21 protein-coding genes are annotated in these 23,985 nt (G+C 34.4%); 9 read left to right on the forward strand and 12 right to left on the reverse strand.

Annotation, left to right across the window (positions count from 1 at the left end):
• Nucleotides 1-166 precede the first annotated feature (166 nt).
• A complete protein-coding gene (locus A4F88_RS21910; RefSeq protein ID WP_007805026.1) occupies nucleotides 167-457 on the reverse strand; it encodes an HU family DNA-binding protein in 291 nt (96 codons plus the stop codon).
• 141 nt (nucleotides 458-598) lie between these two features.
• Here A4F88_RS21910 and mutY point away from each other — a divergent pair, with 141 nt between their 5' ends.
• The 4 genes from mutY to gldD are packed head-to-tail and all read left to right on the forward strand — an operon-like array spanning nucleotide 599 to nucleotide 4,004.
• On the forward strand, nucleotides 599-1,645 hold the full coding sequence (mutY, locus tag A4F88_RS21915) for an A/G-specific adenine glycosylase (protein ID WP_068844908.1): 1,047 nt from the start codon (nucleotides 599-601) through the stop codon (nucleotides 1,643-1,645).
• Between the two features lie 37 nt (nucleotides 1,646-1,682).
• Nucleotides 1,683-2,123 (forward strand): single-stranded DNA-binding protein, encoded by a 441-nt coding sequence (locus tag A4F88_RS21920; protein ID WP_068844909.1) that lies wholly within the window; start codon nucleotides 1,683-1,685, stop codon nucleotides 2,121-2,123.
• 23 nt (nucleotides 2,124-2,146) lie between these two features.
• Entirely contained in the window at nucleotides 2,147-3,442 is a 1,296-nt protein-coding gene (locus A4F88_RS21925; RefSeq protein WP_068844910.1) for a gliding motility-associated protein GldE, read from the forward strand.
• Between the two features lies 1 nt (nucleotide 3,443).
• Nucleotides 3,444-4,004 (forward strand): gliding motility lipoprotein GldD, encoded by a 561-nt coding sequence (gene gldD / locus A4F88_RS21930; protein WP_068844911.1) that lies wholly within the window; start codon nucleotides 3,444-3,446, stop codon nucleotides 4,002-4,004.
• A 234-nt stretch (nucleotides 4,005-4,238) separates the two neighbouring features.
• On the opposite strand, the gene A4F88_RS21935 is transcribed toward gldD, so the two are convergent.
• Together A4F88_RS21935 and A4F88_RS21940 are read right to left on the reverse strand one after the other, a co-directional pair.
• The gene (locus tag A4F88_RS21935; protein ID WP_143155081.1) at nucleotides 4,239-4,949 is read right to left on the reverse strand and encodes a hypothetical protein; all 711 of its coding nucleotides are present in this window, start codon (nucleotides 4,947-4,949) and stop codon (nucleotides 4,239-4,241) included.
• 256 nt (nucleotides 4,950-5,205) lie between these two features.
• Complete coding sequence (locus A4F88_RS21940; RefSeq protein WP_068844913.1) at nucleotides 5,206-5,589, reverse strand: heavy-metal-associated domain-containing protein; 384 nt, start codon at nucleotides 5,587-5,589, stop codon at nucleotides 5,206-5,208.
• A gap of 101 nt (nucleotides 5,590-5,690) precedes the next feature.
• Here A4F88_RS21940 and A4F88_RS21945 point away from each other — a divergent pair, with 101 nt between their 5' ends.
• Nucleotides 5,691-6,557, forward strand: a complete 867-nt coding sequence (locus A4F88_RS21945) for a DMT family transporter (protein WP_068844914.1) — start codon at nucleotides 5,691-5,693, stop codon at nucleotides 6,555-6,557.
• Nucleotides 6,558-6,777: 220 nt separating this feature from the next.
• Here the strand turns inward: A4F88_RS21945 and A4F88_RS21950 are convergent, their stop codons facing one another.
• Both A4F88_RS21950 and A4F88_RS21955 read right to left on the reverse strand, forming a co-directional pair.
• Nucleotides 6,778-8,826 (reverse strand): insulinase family protein, encoded by a 2,049-nt coding sequence (locus tag A4F88_RS21950; protein ID WP_178368497.1) that lies wholly within the window; start codon nucleotides 8,824-8,826, stop codon nucleotides 6,778-6,780.
• Between the two features lie 12 nt (nucleotides 8,827-8,838).
• Nucleotides 8,839-10,161, reverse strand: coding sequence for a M16 family metallopeptidase (locus tag A4F88_RS21955; RefSeq protein WP_068844916.1), 1,323 nt, complete (start codon nucleotides 10,159-10,161; stop codon nucleotides 8,839-8,841).
• Nucleotides 10,162-10,426: 265 nt separating this feature from the next.
• Here A4F88_RS21955 and rplU point away from each other — a divergent pair, with 265 nt between their 5' ends.
• The 3 genes from rplU to A4F88_RS21970 all read left to right on the forward strand — a co-directional run bounded on the left by rplU (nucleotide 10,427) and on the right by A4F88_RS21970 (nucleotide 12,574).
• The gene (gene rplU, locus A4F88_RS21960) at nucleotides 10,427-10,864 is read left to right on the forward strand and encodes a 50S ribosomal protein L21 (RefSeq protein WP_068844917.1); all 438 of its coding nucleotides are present in this window, start codon (nucleotides 10,427-10,429) and stop codon (nucleotides 10,862-10,864) included.
• A gap of 24 nt (nucleotides 10,865-10,888) precedes the next feature.
• Nucleotides 10,889-11,149: a 50S ribosomal protein L27 gene (rpmA, locus tag A4F88_RS21965; RefSeq protein WP_068844918.1), complete on the forward strand. Its 261-nt coding sequence runs from the start codon at nucleotides 10,889-10,891 to the stop codon at nucleotides 11,147-11,149.
• A gap of 132 nt (nucleotides 11,150-11,281) precedes the next feature.
• Nucleotides 11,282-12,574 carry a hypothetical protein gene (locus A4F88_RS21970; protein WP_245179195.1) on the forward strand — a complete coding sequence of 431 codons (1,293 nt, stop codon included), beginning with the start codon at nucleotides 11,282-11,284 and terminating at the stop codon, nucleotides 12,572-12,574.
• Between the two features lie 42 nt (nucleotides 12,575-12,616).
• Here A4F88_RS21970 and A4F88_RS21975 read toward each other — a convergent pair whose 3' ends face one another.
• Together A4F88_RS21975 and A4F88_RS21980 are read right to left on the reverse strand one after the other, a co-directional pair.
• Entirely contained in the window at nucleotides 12,617-15,373 is a 2,757-nt protein-coding gene (locus A4F88_RS21975) for an AsmA family protein (RefSeq protein WP_068844919.1), read from the reverse strand.
• 50 nt (nucleotides 15,374-15,423) lie between these two features.
• A complete protein-coding gene (locus tag A4F88_RS21980) occupies nucleotides 15,424-16,005 on the reverse strand; it encodes a MiaE family protein (RefSeq protein WP_068844920.1) in 582 nt (193 codons plus the stop codon).
• A gap of 112 nt (nucleotides 16,006-16,117) precedes the next feature.
• Between A4F88_RS21980 and A4F88_RS21985 the strand changes: the two genes are divergently transcribed.
• Nucleotides 16,118-17,362: a glycosyltransferase gene (locus A4F88_RS21985; protein ID WP_068844921.1), complete on the forward strand. Its 1,245-nt coding sequence runs from the start codon at nucleotides 16,118-16,120 to the stop codon at nucleotides 17,360-17,362.
• 101 nt (nucleotides 17,363-17,463) lie between these two features.
• On the opposite strand, the gene A4F88_RS21990 is transcribed toward A4F88_RS21985, so the two are convergent.
• From A4F88_RS21990 to porV, 5 genes are all read right to left on the reverse strand, one after another.
• Nucleotides 17,464-19,311, reverse strand: coding sequence for a hydrolase/aminopeptidase (locus A4F88_RS21990; RefSeq protein WP_068844922.1), 1,848 nt, complete (start codon nucleotides 19,309-19,311; stop codon nucleotides 17,464-17,466).
• Between the two features lie 113 nt (nucleotides 19,312-19,424).
• On the reverse strand, nucleotides 19,425-21,044 hold the full coding sequence (locus A4F88_RS21995) for a pyruvate dehydrogenase complex dihydrolipoamide acetyltransferase (protein ID WP_068844923.1): 1,620 nt from the start codon (nucleotides 21,042-21,044) through the stop codon (nucleotides 19,425-19,427).
• Nucleotides 21,045-21,048: 4 nt separating this feature from the next.
• A complete protein-coding gene (pdhA, locus tag A4F88_RS22000; RefSeq protein WP_068844924.1) occupies nucleotides 21,049-22,047 on the reverse strand; it encodes a pyruvate dehydrogenase (acetyl-transferring) E1 component subunit alpha in 999 nt (332 codons plus the stop codon).
• 158 nt (nucleotides 22,048-22,205) lie between these two features.
• On the reverse strand, nucleotides 22,206-22,688 hold the full coding sequence (gene cdd / locus A4F88_RS22005) for a cytidine deaminase (RefSeq protein WP_068844925.1): 483 nt from the start codon (nucleotides 22,686-22,688) through the stop codon (nucleotides 22,206-22,208).
• Between the two features lie 78 nt (nucleotides 22,689-22,766).
• The gene (porV, locus tag A4F88_RS22010) at nucleotides 22,767-23,975 is read right to left on the reverse strand and encodes a type IX secretion system outer membrane channel protein PorV (RefSeq protein WP_068844926.1); all 1,209 of its coding nucleotides are present in this window, start codon (nucleotides 23,973-23,975) and stop codon (nucleotides 22,767-22,769) included.
• Nucleotides 23,976-23,985: the final 10 nt, after the last annotated feature.

Genomic DNA, 23,985 nt, shown 5'->3' on the forward strand with positions numbered 1-23,985 from the left:
TCAATTTCAATGAACGTTTAAAAAGAAAAAAGTAGTTTAAAACTACTTTTTCTTTTTGTGGCGGTTAGCTCTCGCTCTTTTTTTACGTTTGTGAGTAGCTACCTTATGTCTCTTTCTTTTTTTACCACTTGGCATATCGTGTCAGATTTTATGTTAATTAATAGTATTATTTTGCTTCGTTATTCGTTTTTACTCCTTCTACAAAAACTTTTGCAGGTTTAAACGCAGGAATGTTGTGTGCTGGAATTTTGATAGTGGTGTTTTTAGAAATGTTTCTACCTGTTTTTTCAGCTCTTGTTTTTACAATGAAACTTCCAAAACCTCTAAGGTAAACATTGTCTCCAGTTTCCAATGAAGTTTTAACTTCTTCCATAAAAGTTTCTACTGTTGCTTGAACATCTCCTTTTTCAAGACCTAGTTTCTCTGAAATTTTCGCTACGATATCTGCTTTCGTCATTTTCTTTCCTATTTTATTTTTATAAATGGTGTACTATTTTTTTGAGTTTGCAAATATAGGAATTAAAAAAATAATTAATCAAGCTAATTCGTTAAATTTTAATTACATAAACATTTACTTTTGTATTCTAAGTATTTTGCAATGAATTTTTCTAACATATTGATAAAATGGTATTTACAGAACAAGCGTGATTTACCGTGGCGAAAAACGACCAATCCGTACCATATTTGGCTCTCAGAAATTATGCTGCAGCAGACCAGAGTTGCGCAGGGAATGCCTTACTTTTTTGCATTTACACAGGAATTTCCTACTGTTTTTGACCTGTCAAATGCCTCCGAAGAGCAGGTTTTGAAACTTTGGCAGGGATTAGGATACTATTCTCGTGCCAGAAATTTGCATAAAACGGCTCAATATGTCGCAAATGAGCTAGATGGAGTTTTTCCGGATAATTTTAAAAATTTATTAAAATTAAAAGGTGTTGGTGAATATACAGCAGCGGCAATTGCTTCTTTTTCTTATAATGAAGCTGTTCCTGTTGTTGATGGAAATGTATTTCGTGTACTTTCCCGTTATTTTGATATCGAATCGGATATTGCTTTGCCTGCAACTAAAAAAGAGTTTACAGAACTGGCACAGGAATTAATGCCAAAAGATAACCCGGCTATTTTTAATCAGGCTATTATGGAGTTTGGTGCTTTGCAATGTGTACCTAAAAGTCCGGATTGTACGGTTTGTGTTTTTAATGATAGTTGTGTGGCACTTCAGAAAAAGAAAGTTTCGGTATTACCTGTAAAATCTAAAAAACTTAAAGTAACCAATCGTTTCTTTAATTACCTGGTTTTAGAAGATGTTTTGGGAAATACCTTAATTCAAAAAAGAACAGCTAAAGGAATTTGGCACAACTTATATGAGTTTCCTCTTTTTGAAACTACTGAAATTGCAGGATTTGACATTGTTTCAAATGCAGTTCGAAATGATGTTTTTTCTTCCTATACTATATTAGGTATAGAAGAATGTACTGAAGCGACAGTAATCCATAAACTTTCGCATCAACATCTTCATATTCAGTTCTGGAAGGTTAAAATTGCGGAAACTATTAAAAATGGATTGAATATCAGTGATTTAAAAACTTTTCCTTTTCCTATAGTGATTTATAATTTTATTGAAAAGCAGGAAATAAATTGCTAAAAAAATGTATCTTTGGGATAAATACCACTAAATAATTATGAACGGAACATTAAATAAAGTGATGCTAATTGGCCATTTAGGTGATGATGTAAAAATGCATTATTTTGATGGAGGAAATTGCATTGGGCGTTTTCAATTGGCTACAAACGAAGTTTATATCAATAAAACGACCAATGAAAAAATAACTTCAACCGAGTGGCATAACTTAGTTGTACGCAATAAAGCGGCCGAAATTTGCGAAAAATATCTTTCTAAAGGAGATAAGATTTATGTTGAAGGACGTATCAAATCAAGGCAGTGGCAAGCCGAAGATGGTACAACGAAATATACTACAGAAATTCAGGTTACGGAGTTTACTTTCTTGACTACCAAAAAAGAAACTGGAAATCATAAGCCACATCAGGATACTGAATCCGCAAAAAACACTAACTTTGATGCGACGAATGAAGGCTTACCTGTAAATGATTTGCCTTTTTGATTGTTTAACTAATCTTCTTTAATTTGGACCCGGAGCCCAGTTTATTTTTTGCTACAACTTTAGACGTCAATTTAATTATTGGTTTTGTCGGAATATTTGTTTTGCTGTTTTTGTCAGCAATCGTTTCAGGTGCCGAAGTAGCACTTTTTTCTTTATCTCAAAAAGATATTGACGATACTTTACAGGAAAACCTTTCAAAGGGAAAAATTATTTCTAATCTTTTAGATAAACCCAAAAAACTTTTAGCGACCTTATTAGTAGCCAATAACTTTTTTAATATTGGTGTAGTGATTTTGTTCTCTTTGATTGGGCAAAACATTTTTGCTCAGATAAGTTCCCCTGTAATAAAGTTCATTCTCGAAATAATTTTAGTTACCTCTCTGATTTTATTATTTGGCGAAGTTTTACCTAAAATTTATGCCAGTCGTAACAATATAAAATTTGCAAAACGCGTTGCATACCCAATTGCTGTTTTAGATAAATTACTCTCTCCAATTAGTTTGCCTATGCGTAGTGTTACGCTATATTTGCACCATAAACTGGGGAAACAAAAAAACAGTTTTTCGATAAACCAGCTTTCGCAGGCCCTGGAACTTACAGATTCTGAAGGAACATCAAGTGAAGAACAAAAAATACTGGAAGGAATTGTTTCTTTTGGAAACACAGATACTAAACAGGTTATGAGTCCAAGGATCGATATTTTTGCATTAGAAGTATCAGAATCATTTAGTGCCATTTGTCCTAAAATAATCGAGAAAGGATTTTCGAGAATTCCGGTTTATCGTGATAATATAGATCAGATAGAAGGTGTTTTGTTCGTAAAAGATTTGTTGCCTCATATTGACAAAGAAGAATTTGACTGGACAACTTTAGTAAGAGAGGCCTTTTTTGTTCCGGAAAACAAAAAACTGGATAATTTGTTAAAGGATTTTCAGAGCCTTAAAAGCCATTTAGCAATTGTGGTGGATGAATATGGCGGAACTTCGGGATTAGTGTCTTTAGAAGATGTTATTGAGGAAATAGTAGGGGATATTAGTGATGAATTTGATGATGAAAATTTAAATTTCTCTCAAATTGATGAAAAAAACTTCCTTTTTGAAGGAAAAATAAACATGAAGGATTTTTACAGAATCGTTGATGTCAACGAAGATGTTTTTGAATCCCGTAAAGGAGAAGCCGAAACACTGGCAGGATTTATTTTAGAAGTTCTGGGTAATTTTCCTAAAAAAGATCAAAAAATTGCTTTTGAAAACTGTGTCTTTACTATAGAAACTGTCGATAAAAAGCGTGTAAAACAAATAAAAGTAACAATAGATTAGAATGTTAAAAAAAACAATTTCAATAGCGACAATTTTACTGGCATTGACTGTTTTAAGTTGCAAGGATGATGTAGTACCTAAACCGGCTGGTTTTTTACGTTTAGATTATCCCGAAGCAAAATATGTTGGTTTCGAAAATACTTGTCCGTTTACTTTTGAAATGAATGAAGCTGCTGTAATTAAAGGGGAAAAAGATTGTGGATTTGCCATTACTTACCCAAAAATGAAAGCAACAATTTATCTGACATATAAGCCAGTACATGGCGATATACAAAAATTGCTTAAAGATGCTCAGAAGTTAACTTACGAGCATGTGATTAAGGCAGATGATATATTGGAACAGCCCTATTTAAATCCTCAAAAAAAGGTTTACGGAATGTTCTATCAGGTTGACGGAAATGCTGCTACAAACTCACAATTTTATGTTACAGATAGTACAAAGCACTTTATAACAGGGTCTGTTTACTTTTATGCAAAACCCAATTTTGATTCGGTTATGCCGGCGGCAAGTTATATTCGGAATGATATGCAAAGGCTGATGGAAACATTGAAATGGAAATAAAAAAAGAATCCAATTTGGATTCTTTTTTTGTCTAAATTTCTTTGCGTTCACGAGCAAGATGCTCGCGGCAGCAGTTGTAGTTTTAAAATCTAAATCGAAAGCTACATTTAATCAATTGCTCAAATTCAGCTTGATTAATAAATACAAAATATTCCTTGTGTTGGGCAAAAGCTTTAGGAGTTTCTGTAAATATAAAAAAGGAATTTTCGCTTTTATTAATAGCGAAATAATTTGTCAGCTTTTGATGAAGTCATAACTCAGAAAACCATCATCACTATTGAATGTGTTAGGTTCTTCTGATTCCTTTAAATCAAAATTGTCAGTTTTGTTGTTTTTCAGCAAGATAATTTCATGCTTAATATCGCTTTCAGTCTTTGATGTATTTATCTTTACAGAATAGATGTCTTTGGAATCTCTATCAAGAAGAAAAATTTTTAATATTAATTCTTTGTAATCATCAATTGTATAATATCCATTTTCATCTAATTCAATATATCGGTCTGAAGGCAAAATATCTTCAATTGTTATGTCACTCGTGATTATTTGATATTTATGCCCCATTGATTTCATATGATTGATATCATGATTAAATGGAACTTCATCAACTTGATGTTTCTCTAACAACTGTTCAATTGAATTACAGATTGTCTTGTAACTATTGTCTTTGTTGCGGTCAATAAACGTAATATAATTTTCAGGTGATATAAGTAATACCTTGTCGTTATCGTTAAAATTAAACTCTTCAGCAAAAGGTATATCTTTTAAATCTGGATAACTATTTAACAATTCTCCATACATATTTTGGATTGTATAAGGAACATCATCCTTATAAAAATCAGTAAGTAATCTGAAAGTTGAACAATTGCCTACATAAATTAGATCATTTACTCGACTATATAATTCTTTAAACAACGGATGTCGTTCCTCTATTGTTTTTTGGTTCATTTTTTTTTTTTTTTTTTTGGAGTGATATAAAATTACTGCTAACAATTTAAACTTTTCGATGTGGTGTAAATAGAATTCCATCAGGCTGTAATGTCAACTAAATATATGATTAAAAGTTTTTTTTGTATTTCATTGTACATATTTATTCTTCCCCATGCTGGCGAGCATTTTGCTCGTGAATGCAAAGTTTGTTAGCAAATATAAATTAAAAAGGCGTTCAAATTTGAACGCCTTTTTTAATTGTTGAATTTCGAATTTAAGATTTAAAATTCAAAACCTTATATGTTTTTCCGTCTCCGGTTGCCTGAACAACTTTGGTTAGGTTTTCTTGATTTTGAACAGTTTTGTCAAATACAACAGTAGCTGTTTTTTTATCAAAATCAACAGTAGCTTTTTCTACTCCGTCTAAATTCGATAATTCTTTTTCGATTGTTTTGGCACATCCCATAGCGCAGGTCATTCCTTCGATGGTGAAACTTGCAGTTTGTGCGTTTTCAGCAGCAATTACTTTATGTTCTTTTGGAGCTTCTTTTTCGGCTTGAGCTTTAATTAAAGCTAAGCTTTTATCTTCTTCTTTTTTGCAGCTTACTAATACTAAACTTGCTATGGCGAAAGTTGCTATAATCTTCGTAAATTTCATTATATATGATTTTAATTAGACAGTTGTATTCTTTGCAAAATTAATAAAAATGAAGTGGTCAGTTCATAAAATTATTACAAATTTGCAGTAAAATACGTTTTATGGATGCAAAGCAATTAAAGTGGCTTTATTTATTTGTGCTTTCACTTATTTGGGGAAGCTCTTTTATTTTAATAAAAAGAGGTTTGGTAGGATTAACAGCTGTTCAGGTGGGATCTTTCCGAATTATTTTTGCGGCTTTGTTTCTGTTGATCGTTGGCTTTAAAAGTTTGAAGAAGATTTCGCGCAGACAATGGAAATTTGTCGCGATAACGTCTGTTTTTGGCACTTTTACTCCGGCATATCTTTTTGCCATTGCAGAAACTCAGGTTGACAGTTCAATCGTTGCAATATTAAACTCGCTTACACCTTTGAATACATTGGTTTTGGGAATAATTGCTTTTGGAATCCAATTTCAAAAACGACAGGTTTTAGGCGTTTTTGTGGGGTTAGCAGGCTGTTTACTGCTGGTTTTAAGCGGAGCTTCATCTCATCCCGGTCAAAACTATTATTATGTGATTTTGGTGGTAATTGCTACACTTTGTTATGCTATAAATGTAAATTTAATCAAGAAGTACTTATCTGATCTGAACTCATTGAGTATCACAACAGGGAATTTTGCAGTTTTACTTTTACCGGCACTTATTATCTTAAGTACGACAGATATTTCACAAAGAATAAATATAGATATTACACAGCATTCCATTTTCTTCGTAATGATTTTAGGTGTTTTAGGAACCGGAATAGCGAATGTATTGTTTTTTAAATTAATACAAATGTCTTCGCCTGTGTTTGCAACATCAGTAACGTATTTAATTCCTATAGTTGCTTTTTTCTGGGGATTAATGGATAATGAAATGCTAACGCCAATTCAGTTTTTTGGTGCCTTTATTATTCTGATAGGAGTTTATTTGTCAGCTAAGAAGTAGTTTTAGTTGTGAAATGTGAAATGTGATTTGTAAAATGACTATGAATGTTAGCCTGAGCGAAGTTGAAGGGAGTGTCAACCGGAACGAAGCTTCGACTCCGCTCAGCCTGACAAAACAGTATAAAAAAAAGCTCTCTCAAAGTTTTGTACTTTGAGAGAGCTTTATAAGGAAATCATCCCAGAGCTTTTGCAGCTCTGAGTCTTTGTGCCTTTGAGTCTTTCTATAAGAAATCTTTATCCGAAACTCCTTCGTTTATTTTAATGTCAGACATTTTGATATCCAATTCAAAGCCTACATTCTGAACTAAGTTAAAGGGAACTTTTACACCTTTTACTTCTCTGTAATCATTGAAGTTTGTAATTTGTGTTGCAGACTTTCCGCCTTGTTCACGTACCTTAGATTCTGCTACTTTCAAGCCTGATTTAACATCATAAAAATAAGTTGTTTTGTCATCTTTTATGGCATAAGCATCGCTTCCGTTTATTGGTTCGATTCTGTCTACTTTTAAATCTGTTCTTTTTACAAGTTGTAATTCTTCAAAAGGAGCAGCATTCGCTTTCATTTCGACAAGATCGTTTCCTTCAAGATTTTTGCGTTGTCCTTGTTGTTCTATGTAAGCACCTTTTTCATTTACAACCTGTTTCATTAAATTCATTGTTCCCATTGCAAGCGAAACCATCATTTTTCCTTTTGAATCTAATTTAGAAGTAAAAGTTAAAGGAGTTGGAGCTTGTGGAATCGTAGTTGAACCGTTCATAGATAAAGTTTTTACAGTAGCAACTACTTTCTCTCCTCCAATTGCTTTTAGGTAATTCTCGAAAACGGTTTTGGCTGTAATTCCTGCCGGAACTTCTTTTTTAGTTACAGGCTTTTCAACAGGATTTCCGTATTTGTCAAAATAAAAAATCGGAATTTGTAGTTTTTCTAAACCTGTAAGTATGTCAGAGCCTTTTCCGACAATTACGATCCTCATATTGTCTAATAAGAAATATTTGTTGGCAACACGATAAATATCATCTGCCGTAACGTTGTTTACAGTCTGAATGTATTTTTCGTAGAAATCTACAGGAAGCTTTTCGGTTTCAATGTTTAAGGCGTATCGGGCAACAGTTTGTGGTTTTTCAACCTGCATTACAAATCGTCCAATGTATCCCGCTTTCACATTTCGTAGCATTTCTTCAGTAACTTTTTCGGTTCTGATTCGTTTAATTTCTTTTATAAACTGAACAACTGCGCTATCGGTAACGGTATTTCTAACGGCAGATGAAGCTTTGAATTTTGTTACATATTTCCCGGCTCCAATGCTTGAACTTGCGCCATATGTCCAGGCGTGTTGTTCACGTAAATTCATGTTTAGGTAACTATTAAAATCACCTCCTAAAATTTGATTGGCAATAACTGCAGGGAAAAAATCAGGATCGCTCATTTTTAGATTAACTGTATTTACCAATGAGATCTCAGATTGTACTGCATTGGGAACGTCTACAAAGTCAATTTGAAGTTTAGAAGCATTCTCCGGATTTGGATAGCTGTTTTTTGGAGCAGCTTGCTTTTTCCATCCGCCAAAAAGTTTTTCTACAGCTGCTTTTGTTTCTTTAAATTTAATGTCGCCAATGATAACTAGATAAGCATTTTCAGGAACAAAATAAGTAGAGTAGTTAGTCTGAACATCAGCAAGTGTAACATTTTTTACAGTTTCTTCTGAAAGATATTCTCCTGAAGGGTGATTTCTTCCAAAGGCTAAAACATCAACAACTCTGCCTGCAATTGCCGGAACACTTTTCTCGTCGGCTTTAAGACCTTCCAGTAATTTTGCTTTTTCCTTGTCAAATTCAGTTTGGGTGAAGTTAGGTTGTAAAGCGCCTTCGGCCAAAAGTTCTAAAACACGTCCTGAATATTTAGAAAGCGAACTTGCATAAGCTCCCGAAGATGAAAAATTGATATTAGCACCGTAAAAATCAATCTCTTCGTTAAAGGCTTCTTTGGTTGTTTTTTTAGTTCCGTTACCAATTAAACTGCTGGTTAACTCATCAACGCCTTTTTTATTCCCTTCAGTAAAAGGAGCGTTATCTAAGGTCAGGTTAAAACTTACTCTTGGTAATTTATGATTTTCAACTACCAAAACTTTCATACCGTTTGCCAATACAAAAGTTTGTGGCTTTTTGATATTGACTACGGGCGCATTGCCTGGTTTTGGTTGTGGACGGTCTTGTGCTTGCATAATTCCAGTTAGGAATAAAAGGATTAAAAATGTATGTATTCTTTTCATGATTCGATGGTCTTAATTTTGAGCTTTTGTTGAAGGGATGTAATCTAAAACTAAACGTTGATTTGGATTTAAATACTTTTTAGCGACTTCTCTGATTTCTTCTCTTGTAATAGAGTGGTAGAGGTCGATTTCAGTGTTAATTAAATTTACATCTCCATAAAGTAAGTAAAAAGAAGCCAGGTTGTCAGCAATTCCTTCTAAGCTTGAATTTGCATTCACAAAATTATTATCGAATTTATTCTGCAATTTCTGATAATCTTTTTCAGAAATCAAATCGGTTTGGATTTTTACAATTTCTTCGTCCATTTCTTTCAAAATGTCCGCTGTTGTGTTTGGTGCCATTGGTAAGCCGTATAAAATGTACATACCATAATCTTCCTGACTAAAACCAACGGCTCCAATCTGAAGTGCCATTTTTTTGTCATCGACTATTTTTTTGTACAGTTTTGAACTTTTTCCATCACTTAAATAAGAAGAGATTAGATCCAGAACTCTGGCATCTCTTGTTTTCATTGATGGTGTTCTGTAAGAAGCAACAATCATCGGAATCTGAATATTAGGATCTTCGTATGTTGCTTTTATAGTTTGGGTGATTGGTTCCTCGGTATAAGTTTGTTTTTTTACAACTTCACCTTTTGGAATTGGTCCAAAATACTTTTGAATCCATTCTTTGGCTTTGGTTTTGTCAAAATCCCCTGCTACAACCAGGACTGCATTGTTTGGAGTGTAGAATTTTTTATTAAACGCCTGAAATTCTTCCAGAGTTGCGGCATCCAGATCTTTCATGGAGCCAATTGTTGTCCAGCGGTACGGATGATTTTTGAACATATTCTTTTTTACCTCAGGAAGTATATTCCCGTAAGGCTGATTGTCGTAACGCATTCTTTTTTCTTCCTTAACAACTTCATTCTGGGTTTCAACTCCAATTTTGTTAATTACAGGATGCATTAATCTTTCAGATTCCATCCATAAACCAAGCTCTAAGTTGTTTGATGGAAAGACTTCATAATAATAAGTTCTGTCATCAGTAGTGTTTGCATTGTTTACTCCTCCGTTTGCGGTAACGATTTTCATCCATTCTCCACGTTTTATATTTTGCGTTCCTTCAAATAATAAATGTTCAAAGAAATGAGCAAAACCAGTACGGTCCGGTCGTTCGTCTTTAGATCCAACATGATACATTACAGAGGTAACAACTACTGGAGCCGATGTGTCGTTATGCAGGATAACATGCATACCGTTGTCTAAATTATATTCTTCAAAAGCTACCTTTTGAGCGTGAGCTACTCCGCCAAGCATTAGTGCTGCACTTAACATCATTATTGAATTTTTCATAAAAGATTAATAAAATTATATTTACCTGTTTTTAGTAGGTAGTAAAGAGTTGGTTATCGTTACACCAAAAGTAAACTTTTTTGTTTATCTTATATGAATAATAAGTTTTTTAACAGTATTTTACATATGTTTATTTTTAGAAACGCTGTTAAAAGAACCTGAAAAACAGACTTTAAAGGCAAAAAAATATTTTTAGAATAAGAGATTGCACAATAAATTATTAATTGTATATTTGCAACCTTAAAAATCAATAAATCAATTTGGTATGTATGCAATCGTAGAGATAGCAGGGCAACAATTTAAAGTAAGCAAAGACTTAAAGGTTTATGTTCACCGTTTAGCTAATGAAGAAGGTTCAAAAGTTTCTTTTGACAAAGTTCTTTTATTAGATGATAATGGAAATGTAACTTTAGGCGCCCCAGCTATAGAAGGTGCTTCAGTAGAAGCTAAAGTGTTACAACACTTAAAAGGAGACAAAGTTATCGTTTTCAAAAAGAAAAGAAGAAAAGGATACAAAAAAAGAAATGGTCACAGACAATATCTTACTCAAATTGTAATTGAAGGTATTACTGCAGCTGGAGGAACTAAAAAAGCAGCAGCTAAAAAAGCAGTTGTAGCAGAAGATGCAGCTACTGAAGAAGTAGAAGCTCCAAAAGCAAAAAAAGCAGCTCCAAAAGCAAAAAAAGAAGCTACTAAAGAATAATAACAATATTTAAACTCATACGTCATGGCTCACAAGAAAGGTGTCGGTAGTTCGAAGAATGGTAGAGAATCAGAATCAAAACGTTTAGGCATTAAGATTTTTGGTGGTCAAGCTGCTATTGCTGGTAACATTATCGTTAGACAAAGAGGTTCAAAACATAATCCAGGTGAAAACGTTTACATTAGTAAAGATCACACATTACACGCAAGAGTAGCTGGAGTTGTTAAGTTCCAAAAGAAAAAAGATAACAAATCTTATGTATCTATCCTTCCATTCGAAGCATAATCATTAGATTACTTATTACAAAACCCGTTCTGAAAAGAGCGGGTTTTTTGTTTTGGTGAAATATGAACCCAATGTAGTTTCTTATTAAAGGTTTATTATTTGTATTTTTGGATAGACAAATCTATCGTAATCTTGAAAAATATAGTTTTCCTTTTATTTCTTTTCTGTACAAGTCTGTTTGCAAAAGAAATTCATACTACAGAACAATTAGCGTCATTGAGTGACTCTCAAAAAAAGATTTTATACGAATTTGCTGTTTTGCAAAAAAATGGCTCTGATGGCAATGTGTATTGGGAGCGTCATAAAAATCAGCTTCCCGGGATTAATGATACGACAAGAAACTATTTGGCAAATGAGATCTATATCAACTCCCATGTTGTCTATATTCCTGTAAAGGATTCTGTGGTTCAGGTATGGATGCAGGCACAGTCTCTCACGAATTGGATGTTATATCTGGCGGCATTTATTGCAATATGTGCTATAATAGGCTTGTTGCGTAATTATTGGAACTCACTTATAGATATTCTGATTAAACAATTTGCTCCATTATTCAGACTTTTGTTTTCGGCAATTTTATTGACTTACGAACTTTTATTAATAGGTGTTGTGTGTATTGTTGGTGGATGTTTGATAGATGAAATGACATTGCGTGCTATAGTAATTCATACAGGTCTCTTTTTGTTATGGAGTCAGTCGACGGCAATTTTTACCCGTAAATATTTAGTTCAGAAGTATATTTTCGAAATAAAGAATAATTTTTGGAGAAATGATAAATGGGAAACGCTAAAAACAATTTGCCTGCCAGCTCTTATTGTTACTATGGCGCTTTTGTATATACTATATAAAATTCCGGCTGATACTTTATACAATTATGAAATTGTGGTTTCAGGTATGGCGTTTATTTGTGCTTTGCCTTTTTGGCGTACTTTGGAGAAATATATGTATCCTGTGCTTATTCCGTTTAAAGATAAGGATACTTATGTAGAAAGAAGTGTTTATTCGCTTGCTGCCTGCGTTGTTTTGGCTTTGATTATTGGTGGTGTGCTTGTGTGGCTCAAAAATCCTGTTTTTTCTTATATGATCGTTGCTTTGACAAGTTTGTTGATTATATCCTTCTTGTTGTTGTCGCTTAAAGATAATTTCAAACGCAATTATAGAAACTACTATTACATACAATTTATTACGGTTTTCTTTTTTGCAGCTGTTTTGGTATATAGTTTTAATATTCGTTCGGCTCAGATGATCTGGGTTTCTTTGATTGGAGTAAGTGTTTTTATTGTAATTAAATATTGGGAGATTCCATCATTTTTCTTCAGTTGGAAAAGAAGTAACACCTGGACCTGGGGATTTTTGGGAATGGCAGTATTGTTATGGCTGTTGGCAAAAGGTATTTTGTATGTGTCGCAAATGTTATATTTAGCTTAAAAATAAAAAAACCTGTTCATGTCGAACAGGTTTTGATTTTTATTATTCAGTGTCTTTTGTTTCTTCGAGATCTTCTGTTTTGCGGCCAACTTTTACTTTTGGGCTATTTTGTGTTCCGGTCACGGTTAACGGAATTCCAAAGATACCAAAAGGAGGTAAGCCTAAGCGCATTTTTAAGTTTAGTTTTCCGTCTAAACTTGTTGTGCCTTCAATTCTTGGTCGAAAGCCTGCAAACTTGAATTTAAAGCGTTCTACAGTTATGATGTTGTTCTTAATCGTAGTTTTAATATCAACTTTAGAAAGATCCGGATTTTTTATGGATTCAGTATTGGTTTGTTTCCCTACAGCATTAAACATTTTTAATCCTCTTACTTTTACATCTTTTACAGAAAGTATTCCTCCGCCAACAAGCGAAGGGTAAACCGGATCCATATTGCCATTTAATCGGCCTTTTAATTGATAATCTACAGAAACGATTCCTTGTGCTTTTTCGGCAGCGCTCGCCATTTTTCTAAAAACCTCAATTTCGTTATAAGCTCTTTTAATATCAAAATCGTCAGCTTTAATTGCGTACTCAAAATTTGCTTTTTGAGGTGTAACGGCCTGATAAGTGGCGTTCATGTTTACATTGCAGCCAATTAAATTAAAGCCTGTGTTTTGCATGCTCAATTTTCCTTTGTTCATGTTTAAATTTCCAACAGCATTTTGAAGATTTAACTTGTCAAAATTTACTTTTTGGGCATTTGCGATAAACTGTAAATTCAAATTGGTTGGAATTATGATAACTCCGGTTTGTCTGGCTTCGGATTGAGAAGCTGTGGTTTCGGTTTTGGGTGCTGTAACAGAGGTATTGGCTGGGGTACTTGACATGAACTCATCAACATTGATGTATCTCGAGGTAACTTTAAAAGAGCCTTTTAAAATGCCTGTTTTTGTGGTTACATAATTGAAGACATTCTGTAAATAACCGTTCATTTTAAAATCGGATTCGCCGTAAGCTGCCAAAAAGTTATTGAAAGACATTTTATCCTGATTGATTTTAAAAACACCTTCTTTGATGATAAATTTCTTAGGCAGATATTCTGATGCGATACCAATGTTTCTAAGCTCCAGAGTTCCTTTGTTGTAAAGTTTGCTGTAGTTTCCTTTTTCAGCATCGCTTTGTTTGCCTTTTAAAACCAAATCAGCTTTTACAAAACCATCTAAATCAAGTCCTTTTTGGGAAAAAACTTTATATATTTTGTTTACGTCCAATTCGCCTTTTGCTTTGATATCATAAGCAAGGTTATCGAAATTGCTTAAATCGGCTTCAACAAAAACAGGTTTGCCTTCAAAGGTAAACTGAGTAGGTTTCAGGCTCACTCTTAAATCATCAAAAGTTCCTTTTTGATTCTCGATTTTTGATTTTATAGTAATATTGGTGATTGGATTTGGATAATAAGGTGTTTTTAAATACCCGTTTTCTAAATCAAGAATTCCTTTTGTAACAGGAAAACGTTTGTTTTTCTGATCAAATATTCCGTTTGCTTTTATATCGCCTGCTAAACTTCCTTTTAAAACGATATTCGGGATTCCGAGTGCTTTTGTTAGTTTTTCCAGATCAATTTTGGCTTTAAAATCAGCATTAATATCAGGAGTGTTCACACCTTTGATATAGAATTGTGACTTTAAGTAATCTTTATTGATGTTTAAAGATAAATTTTTAGCATCAACAATTACAAGGTCCGGATTTAGTGACGGCACTTTTGTTTTTATGTCTAAATTTAAATTAGAAACCGGAAATGCGCTTTTGTTATAGTTTACAAATCCGTTGTCTATTTTGACATCTAAGTTAAGATCCGGAGCTATTTTTTTTGAAGCAATATAATCTCCTTTTAAAGTTAAAAGTAAATTGGTGTTTCCTTTTAATTCGGTTTTAGAAAGCCAGGTAATGTATTTTGGAGGAAAAGCGGTAAAAACATCATACAAATCACTGTTGTCAGATTTGATGACAAAATCCATATTGTAGCCGTCTTTCAGGAAATCGAATTTCCCTTTGAAATCGACCAAAAGCTGGTTGATTTTTAAGTTATTCTGTTGAAAAAAGAACGATAACGAGTTTACATTTACTTTTGTGATCAGGTCTGCATCAATTTTTTTATTCATTAAATAAGGCTCATTTTCATAAACGATATTTAGTTTTTCGATTTTGGCTTTCGAATATAAATCAAATACAGCTTTGTTTAAATCGCCTTTTCCTAAATAGTTAAAACCAAAAGCGTCAAAATGAACTTTGGTTGACTGGTCGTCGTATATAATTTTACTGTTTAAAATCTCTATACGTTCCAGTTTTAAAGCTGTCTCAGAGCTGTCTTTTGATTTTGAAGCTTGTGAAGATGATTTGTAAACGTTGTAATTGGCTTCTCCTTTTGGGTTTACTTTTACATTGATAAACGAATCGGATAAATAGATCTGATCAATTTTTACTTCTTTACTAAAAACCAAACTCGCGATATTTATTCCAAAAGAAACTTCTTTTGCAGTAATGAATTTTTCGTTTGTATAAGGGGCTGATCCGTTAAGACTTAAGTTGTCTAATGTTAGGGTTAATGATGGAAAATGGTGAAAAAATGAAACAGAAACATCAGAATAATTCAGTTCTGCACTTAATCTTTCATTAGCCGTTTTTTTGATTTGTTCCTTGATTTTATCAGCAAAAATAATAGGTGTCAAAAACAATAACCCAATAATAACAACAAAAGTAATTCCTAGATATTTAGCCGTTTTTAATAAAATAGACTTCGTTTTATTTGTAGACATAACAAATTTGTGTATTTATAGGTAAGAGGTAAATAAAATTAAAGGATCAATTATCCGTGTACGGTTTCACTTTTTCCGTAATTGGTAATAATAGAACCTTCGTATTCAATCCATTCTTTCCAGCGTTTATCGATATCTATATTGTCTGTGTATTTACGTGCAAATCCTAAAAAAGTAGTGTAATGTCCGGCTTCAGAAATCATTAAGTCATGATAGAATTTGGCTAATTCCTGATCTTTTATGTTTTCTGAAAGTACCTTAAAACGCTCGCAGCTTCTGGCTTCGATCATAGCTGAGAATAATAAACGATCGCAAAGTGCATCTTTTCGGCTACCGTCTTTTTTCATAAATTTAAAAAGCTCATTTACATAATGATCTTTTCTTTCGCGCCCCAGAGTCAAACCTCTCTTTTTGATAATGTCGTGAACCATTTGTAAATGCTCTAATTCTTCTCTGGCAATTACAAGCATTTCGGTTACCAGTTCTTCTAATTCAGAATTGTAAGTAACAAGGCTTATGGCATTCGAAGCTGCTTTTTGTTCGCACCAGGCATGGTCCGTCAAAATTTCTTCGATATTTGATTCGACAATATTTACCCAACGAGGGTCTGTGGCTAATTTTAATCCTAACATAATTTATTGAAAAAAAGTATCCTGCAAAATTAGTCATTTTAGAACTGAAAATTAGGAAATATCGTGTAAATGCGCTTAAAAAAGCATTATTTTGTAGCTTGAAAGAATTAAAATGAATCAAGAAAAAAAACTTTTAATCATTGGCTTTGTCTGGCCTGAACCAAATTCGTCTGCGGCAGGAGGCAGAATGATGCAATTGATCTCTATTTTTAAGCAGAATAAGTATGAGATTACATTTGCGAGTCCCGCTTTGGATAGTGATTTTATGGTTGATTTGTCTGAATTGGGTGTAGAGAAAAAATCTATTGAACTAAATAATTCAAGTTTTGATGAATTTATAATTGCGCTCAATCCGGATGTGGTTTTGTTTGATCGTTTTATGATTGAAGAACAGTTTGGATGGCGCGTGTCTGAAAATTGTCCTAAAGCAATTAGGTTATTAGATACAGAGGATTTGCATTGTTTGCGAACAGCGAGACAAAAAGCATTTAAAGAAAACAGGGTATTTGTTTTAAGTGATTTGTTGTCTGAAGAAGTAGCAAAAAGAGAAATTGCTAGTATTTTAAGATGTGATTTGTCTTTGATTATTTCTGAATTCGAAATGAATGTTTTGAATGAGGTGTTTAAAATCGATTCGGCTTTACTGTATTATTTGCCTTTTCTGGTTGATCAAATGTCTGAAAAGGATCTTTTGAGATTGCCTTCATTTGAGAACAGAAAGAACTTTGTTTTTATAGGGAACTTTCTTCATGAACCCAATTGGAATACTGTTCAGTATTTAAAAGAAACAATTTGGCCGTTAATCAGAAATCAATTTTCTGAAGCTGTTTTAGAAGTGTATGGCGCTTATCCTTCTCAAAAAGTTTTGCAACTACACCAACCCAAAAATGGTTTTTTTATTATGGGAAGAGCTGAAGATGCAAATGAAGTCGTGAAAAAATCGAGAGTTGTTCTGGCTCCAATTCGTTTTGGTGCTGGTTTAAAAGGAAAATTACTCGAAGCAATGCAATGCGGAACGCCAAGTATAACAACTTTAACAGGTTCTGAGGCAATGCATGCTAATTTACCCTGGAATGGCTTTATTGCCGATGATATTCAGGAATTTGCAAATCAGGCAATTGCTTTGTATCAGAATAAAACTCTATGGGAACAATCTCAAAAAAACGGAATTGATATTGTAAATGAGTGTTTTCAAAAGAGTAAATACTCAGATTCACTTATTGAAGCGGTTGAATCGTTGCTGAACAATGCTGAAAATCATCGCCTGCATAATTTTATGGGGAGTCTGCTCCAGCATCATACTTTAAAAAGCACAAAATATATGGCAAAATGGATAGAAGCTAAGAATAAAGATTAGTTTTTTATATCAAAAAAAATCCCCTGTTACAATTTGTAACAGGGGATTTTAGGTTTATATATTTTGAGTAGAACTATAAATAGTTTGCTGAGTGAGAGATCTTATTTTAAGATTCCTTCAACCGCCTGAATTGTCGTAGCATGATATCCGGATTTGGCTTTGTCAAAAACTTGTTTTGCCCAAACTTTTCCTTCAGGGGTTTTAATCATTTCTTTATAAAGCATCATTACAGATCCTGTTCTGCTAATTCCAATCAAAAATTGTTCGATTGCAGGATTTGCAGCTTTATATTGATAGCGAATTGCCTGAACAAACCATTGGCGTTTGATAATGAAATTTCCGCCTTTTGTAAAGTTGAATTCGTTATCAAGTGCTTCCATTTCTTTTGGTGTAATATCAGTTGGAAGATGGTCTATAAAATATTGTTTTTCTGCGGTTGTTGTTATTTTTTGACTTAAACCTTTTACGCCGGTTTCTCTCCAGCTTTTTTGAATTTTATCAATAGCATCAAATTCGGCAGAGTTTACTGGTGTAATGTTAGATGGAATACCCGGTTTGTAAATCCAGTCTTCCAGTTTTATTTTATCAGCCAGGGTTTTGTCTCCTTTAATAAGGTTTTCGTTTATGTATTTTACAAAATCTTCTGTTGTGATAGATTTGAAAGCGTGTGCATCAAAATAATTTTTAATGAAAATATCAAATTTTTCACGACCTACAGCATTTTCAATTACTCTTAAAAAAGCATAGCCCTTTACATAAGGAATCATACTGATTCCATCATCAGGATTTCTTCCTGTCAGAGATACTTTTAAGCGGGTATCTGGATTGGTGTCTCCATATTCTGCTACATTATCAACTAATTCTTTGCGTGTGATAACATTTTGCATGTCAAATTCTTTTTTGCCAAAAATGGCTTCACCAATACGGTGTTCTACATAAGTTGTAAAACCTTCGTTTAGCCAGATATCATCCCAGGTAGCGTTTGTTACTAAATTTCCGCTCCAGCTGTGTCCTAATTCGTGAGCCAATAGACTAGTTAAAGAACGATCTCCGGCAATAACGCCAGGAGTTAAGAATGTTAAATTTGGATTTTCCATTCCACCATAAGGAAAACTAGGAGGAAGGACCAGTACATCATAACGTCCCCAACGGTAAGGCCCGTAAAGTTTTTCGGCGGCAACAACCATTTTGCCAAGTTCAGCAAATTCCCAGGCTGATTTTTTTAACATCGATGGTTCTGCGTAAACTCCGGTTCTGTTATCGATTGCCTGAAATTCAATATCTCCTACTGCAATAGCCATTAAATAAGACGGAATTGCTTTGTCTTGTTTAAAGGTATATACTCCGGTATCATTTTTCTTTTGTGGATTTACAGCGCTCATAACCGCTAATAAATCTTTAGGAACGGTAACTTTTGCATTATAAGTAAAACGAATTCCCGGTGAATCCTGACACGGAATCCAGGTGCGTGACCAGATACTTTCGCCTTGTGAGAAAAGAAAAGGTTTCTTTTTATCAGCTGTTTGTGCAGGTGTTAACCATTGTAATGCTACGGCATCTTTTGTTGTGTTGTAGTAAATGTTTACTCTGGTTGTGTTAGGCTCGATTGTAATATGAAGTGGTTTTCCGTGAAATTCAGCGGCTGTACCAAGTTCAAATTTGGTTTCTTTTTCGTCGTCTCCCAGGGTTACTTTGGTAATGTTAAGAGTGTTTTCGTCGAAAATAATTTCATTTCCTTTGCTGATGTTATCAATTAACCACGAAGCTTTTCCTGATATGGTTTGGGTATCAAAATCAACTTTGATGTCAAGATCCAGGTGTTTTACAACAGCAAGTTCGGGTTTAGAATAGCTGTGTTCGTCTATAACGGCGGTTGGTTTTTCTGTTTGGTCTTTTTTCTGGCAGGCAATTGCTGTAAGAAACAAGATTAGAAGGGTTAGTTTTTTCATTTTATGAAGTATTGAATTTGAGCATGAAAATTAAACAAAAAATCCCGTTTTGAATAAACAAAACGGGATTTTATTAAATATAACCTTCGACTTGGCTCCGGCTGACAATAAAATTATGCCAACATAGTAACCGGGCTTTCGATGTATTGTTTTAATGTTTGTAAGAATTGAGCACCAGTTGCACCGTCAATTGTTCTGTGGTCACAAGCCAATGATAACATCATGGTGTTTCCAACTACGATCTGACCATTTTTAACTACTGGTTTTTCAACAATTGCACCTACAGAAAGGATGGCAGAGTTTGGCTGGTTGATAATTGAATTGAATTCAGTGATACCAAACATTCCAAGGTTAGATACTGTAAAAGTACTTCCTTCCATTTCTTGTGGTCCTAATTTTTTGTTTTTAGCTCTTCCTGCCAAATCTCTTACTGAAGCACCAATTTGAGATAAGCTCATAGCATCTGTAAATTTCAATACAGGAACTACTAATCCGTCCTCAACAGCTACAGCAACACCAATATTTACGTGGTGGTTGATGATGATTGCATCTTCTTTCCACTGAGAGTTGATTTTTGGGTGTTTTTTCAATGCTAAAGCACAAGCTTTGATTACCATATCGTTGAAAGATACTTTTGTATCAGGAACAGTATTGATTGTTGCTCTTGCGCCCATTGCTTCATCCATGCTTACTTCGATCACTAAGTTGTAGTGAGGTGCTGTAAATAATGATTCAGCAAGACGTTTTGCAATAATTTTACGCATTTGAGAGTTTTTGATCTCTTCTGTGTAAACTTCTCCGGCAGGAACAAATACTTTTGGTGCAGCAGGAGCGGCAGTTTCAGTTTTTGGTGCAGCAGAAGTTGTAGTTGCAGCAGGTTGTGCTTGTGCAGATGGAGTAAAGTTTTCGATGTCGCTTTTTACGATACGTCCGTTTTCTCCAGAACCTTTCACCTGATTTAATTGAATTCCTTTGTCAGAAGCAATTTTCTTAGCTAAAGGCGAAGCTAAAATTCTTCCTCCGTTTGAATTGTCAGCTACAGTTTCTGTTGCTTTTTCAGCAGCAGGAGCAGCTTTTGTTTCTTCTGCAGCAGGAGCACTTGTAGTTGTAGCACCTCCGGCAGTATAATTGTCAGCAATTCCTGAAATGTCAGTTCCGGCAGGTCCAATGATAGCTAATAAGCTGTCAACAGGAGCTGTGTTTCCTTCCTGAATTCCTATATATAATAATGTTCCGGCATTGAAAGACTCAAACTCCATAGTAGCTTTGTCTGTTTCAATTTCAGCTAAAATATCGCCTTCGGCTACAGTGTCACCTACTTTTTTCAACCAGGTTGCTACTGTACCTTCAGTCATTGTATCACTCAAACGTGGCATAGTTACTACTATAACACCTTTTGGTAATTCAGTTGCAGCTTTTGCAGGAGCAGCAGTTTCTGTTTTTGCTTCAGCAGCAGGAGCATCACCACCGGCTAAAAGAGCAGAAATATCTTCTCCTTCTTTACCAATGATTGCTAATAATGAATCAACCGGAGCAGTTTCTCCAGCCTGAATTCCAATATGTAAAAGAGTTCCCTCGTTGAATGATTCGAACTCCATAGTTGCTTTATCTGTTTCAATTTCAGCTAAAATATCTCCTTCGCTGATTTTGTCGCCTACTTTTTTTAACCAAGTCGCTACCGTTCCTTCCGTCATAGTATCGCTCAAACGAGGCATTGTTACTTTAATCGCCATGATGTTATAGTTTATGAGGTGTAAATGGATAGTCTTCTTGTGCGTATACTACATCGTATAATTGTTGTAAGTCCGGATATGGAGATTCTTCAGCGAATTTCGCACATTCTTCAACCAAGTCTTTAACTCTTTGGTCGATTGCTTCGATTTCTTCTTCTGTAGCATATTTTTGATCCTTAATTACATCTAAAACCTGAGTAATAGGGTCAATTTTTTTGTACTCTTCAACCTCTTCTTTTGAACGGTATAATTGTGCATCAGACATAGAGTGTCCTCTGTAACGGTACGTTTTCATTTCAAGGAAAGTTGGTCCGTCACCACGACGGGCTCTGTCAATTGCTTCAGTCATTGCTTCAGCAACTTTTACAGGGTTCATTCCGTCAACAGGTCCACAAGGCATTTCGTATCCTAAACCAAGTTTCCAGATATCAGTGTGGTTTGCAGTTCTTTCTACAGAAGTTCCCATTGCATAACCGTTGTTTTCAACGATAAATACAACTGGTAATTTCCACAACATAGCCATGTTAAAAGCTTCGTGTAATGAACCTTGTCTTGCAGCACCATCACCAAAATAAGTCATGGTAACTCCTCCGGTTTCAAAATATTTATCAGCAAAAGCTAAACCAGCTCCTACCGGAATTTGTCCACCTACAATTCCGTGACCTCCATAAAAACGGTGTTCTTTAGAGAAAATGTGCATAGAACCTCCCATACCTTTAGAAGTTCCTGTAACTTTTCCTAAAAGTTCAGCCATTACATTTCTTGGGTCAACGCCCATTCCAATTGGTTGAACGTGGTTTCTGTAAGCAGTAATCATTTTATCTTTGGTCAAATCCATAGCGTGCAAAGCACCTGCTAATACAGCTTCCTGACCATTATATAAGTGTAGAAAACCTCTAACTTTTTGTTGAATGTATAATGCTGCAAGTTTGTCTTCAAACTTTCTCCAAAGTAGCATGTCTTCGTACCACTTTAAATATACTTCTTTTGTAACTTCTTTCATCTGAATTCTTTCTTTTGCTAAAGTTTGTTTGTGTTATCAATTGTTGCCTATAACGCAAAATAGTTTCCTCCCACAAATTTGCGCCCGAAAGGTCGGGATGCAAAAATAAGACATTCCGTTTAAGAAGTAAAATTTAAAAGCCACTTTTTGGCTTTTTTTTACAAGAACTTTTTATCAAACATAAAAGGGAGTAAATTTTTTAGGGATGCAGATTTGTAAACTTCGCCAATTTCTCCCATAAAATAAATTTCAATAGGGGTGTCTTGTTTGATTTCATATTCTGCAATAGACTGACGACAAGAACCACAAGGCGGAATTGGTGCTTTTGTCTGATTTGTGTCTGAAGCTGCAGTAATGGCAATTTTTAGGATTTTGGCTTCGGGATAAATACTTCCGGCATGATAAATGGCAACGCGTTCTGCGCATAATCCGGATGGATAGGCAGCATTTTCCTGGTTTGAACCTAAAACTATTTTGCCATTATCGAGCAATAATGCGGCTCCAACTCTAAATTGTGAATAGGGTGCGTATGCTTTTTTACGAATTTCAATTGCCTCGTTCATTAAATCCTGTGTGTCTTTTGAAAGTTCTTCTAATGAATTGTAAACGGTAAAAGATGATGTTATGCTTATTTCTTTCATTTCTTTTTATGGGAAAAAAAATCCAAATTTCTAAGAAATAGAAATTTGGATTGTTATTGTTTTTTTTATTTTTTGCGTTTAATATACTTCGTATTTGTCGCCAAAGTTAAAGGTTAAAGAAAAACGAAGGGTGTTTTCTAACGGATTTTTAACTTTTGATGTCGAAAATAAATACGAAACGTCAACTTTTACTACATTGTATTTAAAACCTGCACCTAAAGAGAAAAATTGTCTCGCTCCTTTCATAGGGCTTTCGTGAAAATATCCTGCACGTAAAGCAAAAGCATCCTGATACATATATTCTGCTGCTGCACTATAAGTGATTTCTTTTAATTCTTCGCTAAATCCGCCCGGAGCATCTCCAAAAGATTTAAAAATTCCCGAAACCCAACCTATATTATTGTAGTTTTTGTAGTTTGCTGCATCTGCCTGTTCCTGAGAAATATCTCCCGGGTCATTATAATCGCCATCGCCATTAGCATCTACAGGAGTTCCAGGTCCCGGAGGAGTTGGTACTAATAATTTGGTGAATTCAACGCTAAGTCCAACTTTGTTGTAATCATCAAGGATAAAATCAAAACCTCCACCTAATCTAAGGTTTGCCGGTAAAAAGTTAGAGCTTATATTGTCGTTGTCATAACTTATTTTTGGACCAAGGTTTTGCAGGTTGAAACCGGCTCTCCATCTTCCGTTAAAGTCAGAATAAGCAATTTCCTCAGATTGATAAAAACCAGCAATGTCTACAGCAAAAGTACTTGCTGCTGATGCGTCAATATCTTCTGAAGCGATTTTTAAGTTTGAACGAATATATCTTGCGCCAACTGCCATAGAGAAAGTTTCGCTAAGCTTTAATGAATAAGATCCGTCTAAGGCAAATTCATTAGGTGAAACAATTCTTGCGGCTTCGTTTGGGTCTCCTGTTGTTCTAAGTTCAATGTCTCCAAAACCAAAATAACGGAAACTACCTGCAAAGGCACTTCTTTCGTTGATTTTGTTGTAATACGTTAGCTGGCCCAGCGAGATGTCATTGGCTAAGTCTGTTAAATAAGGGGTGTAACTAATGGAAAGACCTTGTTTGTCCACTGAAAATGCGTATTTTGCAGGGTTCCATTGTTGAGAAAAAGCATCGGCTGAAGTTGCGACACCCTGATCTGCCAAACCGGCTGCTCTTGCATCTGCAGCTACTAATAAAAATGGAACTCCAGTCGTAATGGGGCGTTCAATGGTTTGGGCTTTTGCGTAAGAAATAACTAAAAAACAAATTAGTAGTTGTGATATTTTTTTCATTTACGTGTTT

Source organism: Flavobacterium chilense (genome assembly GCF_001602525.1).
Lineage (GTDB): Bacteria > Bacteroidota > Bacteroidia > Flavobacteriales > Flavobacteriaceae > Flavobacterium > Flavobacterium chilense.